This window comes from Sulfolobus sp. B1 (genome assembly GCF_007050195.1).
In the GTDB taxonomy this organism is placed as follows: domain Archaea; phylum Thermoproteota; class Thermoprotei_A; order Sulfolobales; family Sulfolobaceae; genus Saccharolobus.
This window is the reverse complement of sequence record NZ_QIMI01000087.1, coordinates 1-7259: the sequence shown is the minus strand read 5'-3', so window position 1 is coordinate 7259 and position 7259 is coordinate 1. Positions and strand designations below refer to the sequence as shown.

The 7259-nt window shown below is 33.7% G+C and carries 6 protein-coding genes; 3 read left to right on the top strand and 3 right to left on the bottom strand.

Translation table 11 applies throughout. The annotated features are described in order from the left end of the window. Together DMP16_RS06760 and DMP16_RS06755 are read left to right on the top strand one after the other, a co-directional pair. Positions 1–400, top strand: a 400-nt coding sequence (locus tag DMP16_RS06760; protein WP_185957832.1) for a metallophosphoesterase, incomplete at its 5' end; no start/stop codon positions are given. Positions 401–409: 9 nt separating this feature from the next. Continuing rightward, positions 410–1555: a VWA domain-containing protein gene (locus tag DMP16_RS06755; RefSeq protein ID WP_069284518.1), complete on the top strand. Its 1146-nt coding sequence runs from the start codon at positions 410–412 to the stop codon at positions 1553–1555. Here the strand turns inward: DMP16_RS06755 and DMP16_RS06750 are convergent. From DMP16_RS06750 to acnA, 3 genes are all read right to left on the bottom strand, one after another. After that, positions 1542–2120 carry a hypothetical protein gene (locus DMP16_RS06750; protein ID WP_069281540.1) on the bottom strand — a complete coding sequence of 193 codons (579 nt, stop codon included), beginning with the start codon at positions 2118–2120 and terminating at the stop codon, positions 1542–1544. The genes DMP16_RS06755 and DMP16_RS06750 overlap by 14 nt on opposite strands. 390 nt (positions 2121–2510) lie before the next feature. Beyond that, positions 2511–3776, bottom strand: a complete 1266-nt coding sequence (locus DMP16_RS06745) for a DUF402 domain-containing protein (RefSeq protein WP_069281533.1) — start codon at positions 3774–3776, stop codon at positions 2511–2513. Further along, on the bottom strand, positions 3760–6324 hold the full coding sequence (acnA, locus tag DMP16_RS06740; RefSeq protein ID WP_069281531.1) for an aconitate hydratase AcnA: 2565 nt from the start codon (positions 6322–6324) through the stop codon (positions 3760–3762). Before acnA ends, DMP16_RS06745 begins: the two co-directional genes overlap by 17 nt. A 246-nt stretch (positions 6325–6570) precedes the next feature. Here acnA and DMP16_RS06735 point away from each other — a divergent pair. After that, a partial coding sequence (locus DMP16_RS06735; protein WP_255446824.1) for a hypothetical protein occupies positions 6571–7259 on the top strand: 689 nt, incomplete at its 3' end.

The window sequence follows — 7259 nt, the reverse complement described above, 5'->3', positions numbered from 1 at the left end:
CGCAGTTGTAGTTAATAATTATTTTTGCGTACACGGAGGAATAGCTTCGGGGCTTGAAAAAGTAGAAGACATAAAAAAGCTACCTAGGCCAGACGAGATACCTAACGATCCTATAGCATTCCAGCTACTTTGGAACGACCCGAGAGAAGGATTAGGAGATTTAGATTTTTTGCCTAACATAAGAGGTGAGGGAACTTATTATTTCGGAGAAAGAGTAGTAGAGGATTTCTTAAAGAAAAACTCGTTAAATGGGATAATTAGGGGTCATGAAGTAGCGGATGGATTTAGAGAAGATATGAATGGGAAAGTGATAACAGTTTTTTCAAGTAGGTATCATAAAATGAGAGCAGGTGTTTTAATTTTAAAAAAGGGTGGAAAAATGGATAAGATTTATCTATAGGTGGGTAAGATGACTCTCTCATTAAGGGTAAATACTAGTCACAAGTATTCGTATAATGCAGATGTTAGGTATGTCTTTAAAGTTTTATTAGTTCCGGAAAAATTGGGGTCAGCGTCTGGCTTTCATTACATTATAGTGTTGGATACTAGTGGGTCAATGGCTGGATATAAGATAGAATTAGCAAAACAAGGTGCAATTGAGCTATTTAAACGTATACCTAAAGGGAATAAAGTTTCATTCATAACTTTTTCCTCAACAGTTAATGTAGTTAAGGAATTTGTTGATCCATCTGATATGACTGAGGAGATACAGAATATAAGCGCTGGAGGTCAGACCGTTCTTTATACAGCATTACTCAGTGCAAACAATATTGCTAAGAAATATAACATTCCTGCTTATATATTGTTATTGACGGACGGTAATCCGACTGATGAAACCAACCTGGATAACTATCTTAAAGTGAAATATTATGATAGGCTTCAGATTCATTCCTTTGGTGTTGGTGATGATTATAATGAACAACTACTCCAAAAAATTAGCGATAAAACGGGAGGAGTAATGTATCATGTATCTGATCCCTCAGAGATCCCACAAAAGTTGCCCCAGAAAGCCGTAACCCAAATAGCGGCAAAAAATGTTACAGTTGACATAACTTCTGAAGGGGCAGTAAAACTATTGAATTATGCTAGTCTGCCGGTTAAGATTAATGGAATAGAAAATGTAGTAAAGATTCTAGGGGAGACCATATTGCCAGCAAACTATGAGGGAAACTTCCTAACAGTAAGAGTAACTTATGAAGATCCCGTTACAAGTAAGCAAGAGTCACTATTGCAAGTAGTTCAAGTTAGGAAAGCTACTGACCAAAACACGTTTGTTTCCTCTTTAGATGAGGATTTATTAAATGAGTATAGATACTATGAGCTCTTAGACAAATACGCAAAGCAAGTTCAAGCAGAACAATTAGTAGAAGCTACTAGAACTTTAACACAAATGAACCAAATAGCTCAACAAACTAGGAGACTTGACTTCATAGAGACTACCAGAAGACTCTCAGAGAACTTAGAGACAACTAAAAGGTTAGGCTCAATAGAACAGACTAAGAGACTATCAAAAGAGGTAACTAGTGAAGTGACAAGAAAGCTTAGGGAAGGATAAGTGGGTTTTGATAGTAATCAACGTCAACTATTTTCACTTTTCCTCTCTTCCTAATTTCTCTATAATCTGATGCATTTACAATAGTAGGCAATGTGGAAATGTCAAGACCTAATTCTTGTTTTATAAATTCTATTGTTTGTGAAATCAATTCTTCTTTTCTATTTGTTGTAACGATTGGAATATCGTTCACTACTAGGAGTTTAGAAGGTTTATCATTCTTTAATCCTAAAAAGTTAATAATTGGTTGCATTACTTTCTCGTTTCCCATACTTTTTCTCGTAGCCTTGATATATATTAATATCTTTTCGGCATCTTTAAGTGATTGTAAGGAATAGTTATCATTAAAATTACTCTTCTCTATAATATACTTATAATTTGGATAGAAACTGAAATTGATTCTAGGCCTAGAAAGTACAATTAGTTTTCTAATAATTCTTCCATTTACATCTAAAGAGATATACGTAGGGAAGTCTTCAGCGAAGATTTCTATGAACTCGTATGTTGTAGCTACGTAGGCTGTTTGGGAACTGATGATCGATGAGATATCAATTCCGTTTAATTTCATATTTATATATACTTCTTTATGATATTTAATAGTTTCTTTTTTATCGTTGATTTTTTTGAACAAATAGCTGATCTATCATTATATATTTTGCTATATAATTAAAAACTTTTTAATAGAGACCGTCAATAAATTTGCATAGATAATGGTAAAAAGATACTACATGATATTATTATGTGTTTATAGTAATTAAGTCTTTATAATTAAAATATTTTATATATTTATCTAAATATCTACATTTTTATATTTTATAAAATAGATAGAAAAATTCAATTCACTCTTGTCCGAAAGCCCATTGATGAATTTAATCATTTTTTAAATCTATTTTACTTACTAAATCCTAAAATTAAAAAATAGTCAACATTGGAAGTCTTTTTATACTCTTTAAAAACATTAAGTTAATTTATTTTCTTTAGCCATTTTAACTATATTGTTTAAAACTTCTTTAGCTTTAGACACTAATGAAGAGGGCATGAATTTGCTCTTTTTTTCTAGCTCATCCTCATCCAATACGATTATCTCAGAACCCTTAATCACAACATCAATCTCCAGATCTAGATACCTTATTTTTCCTCTAAGTAACTCGGGTGGAGTAGAGATGTTTACATATGTTCCAATTAATTTATTTTCACTATTAAAATATCGATGTATTTGATACCACTTCTCAGAGTCATATTCAACTATATCATAAGTTCCCTTTGTGATTTTCTCGTTAATACCATCAAGTACTCCACCTTCTTTGAGATCTCGTTTAAGCTTTATTACGTACTCATTTTCTCCAATGTTTTTCTCTAGGACTCTACCTCCAGTTAGATATAACACTTTCCCATCAGCCTTTATATGCTCAATGTTTAAGAACTCACTAACTAATCCATCCAATAGTTTTGCTAAACTACCACCATTTTCCTCTACGATATCAACTTCTTTTCCATAGCTTAGTTTTAACATGTGATGAAATTTAACAGTATTTACTATCCTTTTCCTTACATCGTCTAGATATAATTTATCTGTCAAAGAAATATTTACAATATAAAATTCTTCACCTTGATTTCCGAAATTTTCTGAGTTGTATCTCAGTAATAAGTTGTCTAAATCATTTTTCAATTCAGCTAAGTTTGCAAATCTAGCATTGCTCCTCCACTTCACGTTATATCCTTTTTTATTAAGGTTTTTACTTAGCTGTAAAAGTCTAATCCTATCCTCGTCTTCTCTTATGTGCTCAGAAAACACTGTATAACCTTTTCCTCTCCATAACATTGCATACTTACTAACTACCTTTGGTTCACTTAATCCAATCTTATTATCTCCGTACGGGACTTTCACGACCAAACCTTTATTGATACAAGGTTCGACCTTAAATTCCAAGTAAGTGCAGTCTTCTTTTGGTTCTATGACAGAATACAATTTTACTGGACTCCTCCATATGAACGAATTCTTGAAAACATTAGCTATATCCTCATAGATATCGTCATCACTCATAATGATTAGCGTTCCTTTATCCTCTCCATCTTTAATCGTTATATCAGCTGGTTCTTCTCTTATCTCTTGCATGAACCTTTCAGCTATTTCAAAAGATTGTTGCACTACGGAAAAAAGTGATGAAAAAATTTCTGTAAGTGCAGTAGAGTAAATTCCTCTTATTCTAACTCTTTTCATCATGTTCTAAAAATCTTTTGAGCACATAATTTAATATTCCTCCTTCCTTTACATAAGATAATTCAGCGTTATTATCAACTCTCACTAAACCTTTTATAGCAATTTTTTCTCCATTATCTCTTATAAATTCAATAGTGACTTCCTTCTTCGGAGTTAGATCTTTTAATCCGTATATATTTACAGTCTCATCTCCCTTTATTCCAAGCTTTCTCCAATCTTGAATCTCAATTGGTATAACTCCCATAGAAACTAGATTACTTCTGTGTATTCTCTCAAAGCTCTCCGCTAATACTGCTTTAACGCCTAAAAGCTTAGTAACCTTTGCAGCCCAATCTCTTGAACTCCCGCTTCCATATTGTTTACCTGCTACAATTACCAGTGGTACTCCCTCTTTCTTATATTGCATTGCTGCCTCATATACACTCATTACTTTACCTTCAGGTAAATGCTTTGTATAACCTCCTTCTTTATCTACTAATAGGTTCTTAAGCTTTGGGTTAAAGAACCCTCCTCTTAGCATTACCTCATGATTTCCCCTTCTAGCACCATAGGTGTTTAACTCAGAAGCCCCTAATGATTTAAGGTATTGTCCAGCTGGAGAATCTGGCGTTATAGGACCTGCTGGTGAAATGTGGTCTGTAGTTACTTTATCTCCTAGAAGGAGAAGAATCCTAGCGTTAATCACATCATTCAATTCTTCTTCCTTTTCAGCGAACCATGGTGGTAATCTAATATATGTTGATTTCTCATCCCAATTATAAACATCTCCTTGTGGAGCCTTTAGTGAGTTCCATAACTCATTTCCTTCAAATATGTTAGATCTTTTCTTATAAATTTCTGGGTTTAAGGCTAAATTCATGTAAGTCTTAATTTCCTTCATAGTTGGCCAAATATCCCTTAAATAAACTGGTTTGCCATTTGGATCATAGCCTATTGGCTCGTTATAGAAGTCAATATCAATTCTTCCAGCTAAAGCATAAGCAACTACTAGGATTGGTGAGGCTAGGAAAGTTCCTTTTAATAGTGGATTTATTCTCCCTTCAAAGTTTCTATTCCCGCTGATCACTGAATAAGCCTCTATTCCATTGTTTTTGATATCGTCTTCAATGTGCTTAGGTAATGGTCCAGCGTTTCCTATGCAAGTAGTACATCCAAATCCTACAATGTGAAAGCCTAAAGCCTCTAAGTATGGTAACAATCCAGTCTCCTTTAAATATTCTGCAACAATCGGAGAGCCTGGGGCAGTACTTGTCTTTACGTACGAAGGAACTCTTAACCCAAGCTCTACAGCCTTTTTAGCTAAGATTCCAGCTCCTAACATGACAGTAGGATTTGAAGTATTTGTACAGCTCGTTATAGCGGCTAATACTACATTATTGTCTTCTATGAACCTACCTTTCTTCTTTTCTTTAACTTTCAACTTGTTAGGAGCATCTTTCAATGCTATTCTCTCATCTGGGTTTCTCGGTCCTGCTATTGAAGGTTCAATTTTACTTAAATCTACTTCAACAACATCAGAATATCTAACTTTTAACATGTTATTGTAAAATAATCCTTGTAATTCGGCATATGTTTTAACGAAATCACCATCTCTATTAGTTAATTTTAGATACTTTATGGTTTCATCATCTATGGGGAAGTAAGCTGCAGTAGCTCCGTACTCTGGAGCCATGTTTGCTATTGTTGCTCTATCAGGTACTGATAGAAGTGATAATGATGGTCCAAAGAACTCTACAAACTTATTTACAACATTCTTCTTTCTAAGTAATTCCGTAATATACAATACGACGTCTGTCGGAGTAACTCCTTCTTGAATCTCACCAGTTAATCTCACTCCGATTACTTCTGGTACGTTCATGTAATATGGCTCGCCTAGGAGAACAGATTCTGCTTCTAATCCTCCTACTCCCCAACCTAAGATTCCTAAACCCTCTATCATAGTAGTGTGAGAATCTGTTCCTATAATTACCTCTGGATATGCCGTTAAAACGCCTTTGACCTCAGACTTAGTGACTACCGTACTTAGATACTCTAAATTCACTTGATGGATTATACCTTTTCCAGGTGGGACAATTCTTAAATTTCTAAAAGAGCCTTGTGCCCACTTTAGAAATTGATATCTTTCATAGTTTCTCTCGAATTCTTTCTTCATGTTAAAATCTAATGAATAAATCGTTCCAAAGTAGTCCACTTGGATTGAGTGATCTATAACTAAGTCAGCAGGTATTACGGGATTTATAATCTTTGGATCTTTTCCTATTTTTCTGACTATATCCCTCATAGCTGCTAAATCAACTAACAAGGGAACTCCAGTGTAATCTTGCATCACAACTCTAGTAGGCATAAAGGCGAATTCTTTTCCTACTTTCCAATTAGCTATTGCATCTAAATCTTCTTGAGTTATCTTGTTTCCGTCTAGATTTCTGTAAACGTTCTCTATTAATATTCTTATTGAATAAGGTAGATCGCTAATCTTATATCCTTTTTCCTCCAATTCTTTTAGAGGATAGTAGTATAATTCAGTATTCTTATATAAAAACTTACTTGGCATGTTTTAATATTTATCTTCCGCTTTAAAAAACCTAATCTACGAGATGCTTATGAAACTTCTGAAAACAAACATTATTCCAGTATTTTTAATAGATTTTAAAAATTTTTGACTAGCGATATACTGACTTCCTTCCTGTCATAAATGGTAAAGATTTCTTATTCTGTAAAGCTTCTCCTCTTAGTTTAAGTTTTAAACCATCTGATGCTTAGCAGTAATTATAATAATTTTCCGTCTAAGGAGATTTTTGTGAGTGAATTATTAGAAATTTGTAAGAAGGTTAAGGTTCTAGCATTCTTCGGCTCTTATACTAGGGAAGAGGATTTTGTCGAAGGAATATCTGATATTAATATTTTGGCTCTTTCAAACGATAAAAGCGTTTTAGTCGAGTTAGCTAGTTTCGGATATTCTCCTATAGTATTATCTGAGTACAATTTCAAGCGAATATGCGAAGAAGGAGACCCAATATGTTATTATGCTCTTTACGACTCAAATGTTATATGTGGAGAGTTTCCATTTAATATAAGATTTAATCTTTCAAAGTTCACTTGTGAAAGGATAAGAAAGGCAATTCTTCCCTTCTTGTCTCTGTCGATAACAGCTTTTATACGTCGAGACGAGATTTCTACGGTGGAAAACTCATTTAGAGCATTAAGGAATTTAGTTCAGTGGAAATCTTGTGAGTCAAATGGCAATATACCAATTAAAATAGAGGAAATTAAGGAAACATGCACAAGACTTTCCATCAACATATGCAATGAACTTTCTGACATAGTACTCATTAGAAAACTTAAATCGCCCTTATCATTATGGAGTTTAGACAAAATAGTTGAGGGAATATGTAACGAACTGGGTATTAGTTGTGTTAAGCCGTCTAAACTGCTGCAGGAGAATAAGAATATCAAAAAAGTTGATATAAATGAAGATGGATCAGTTAC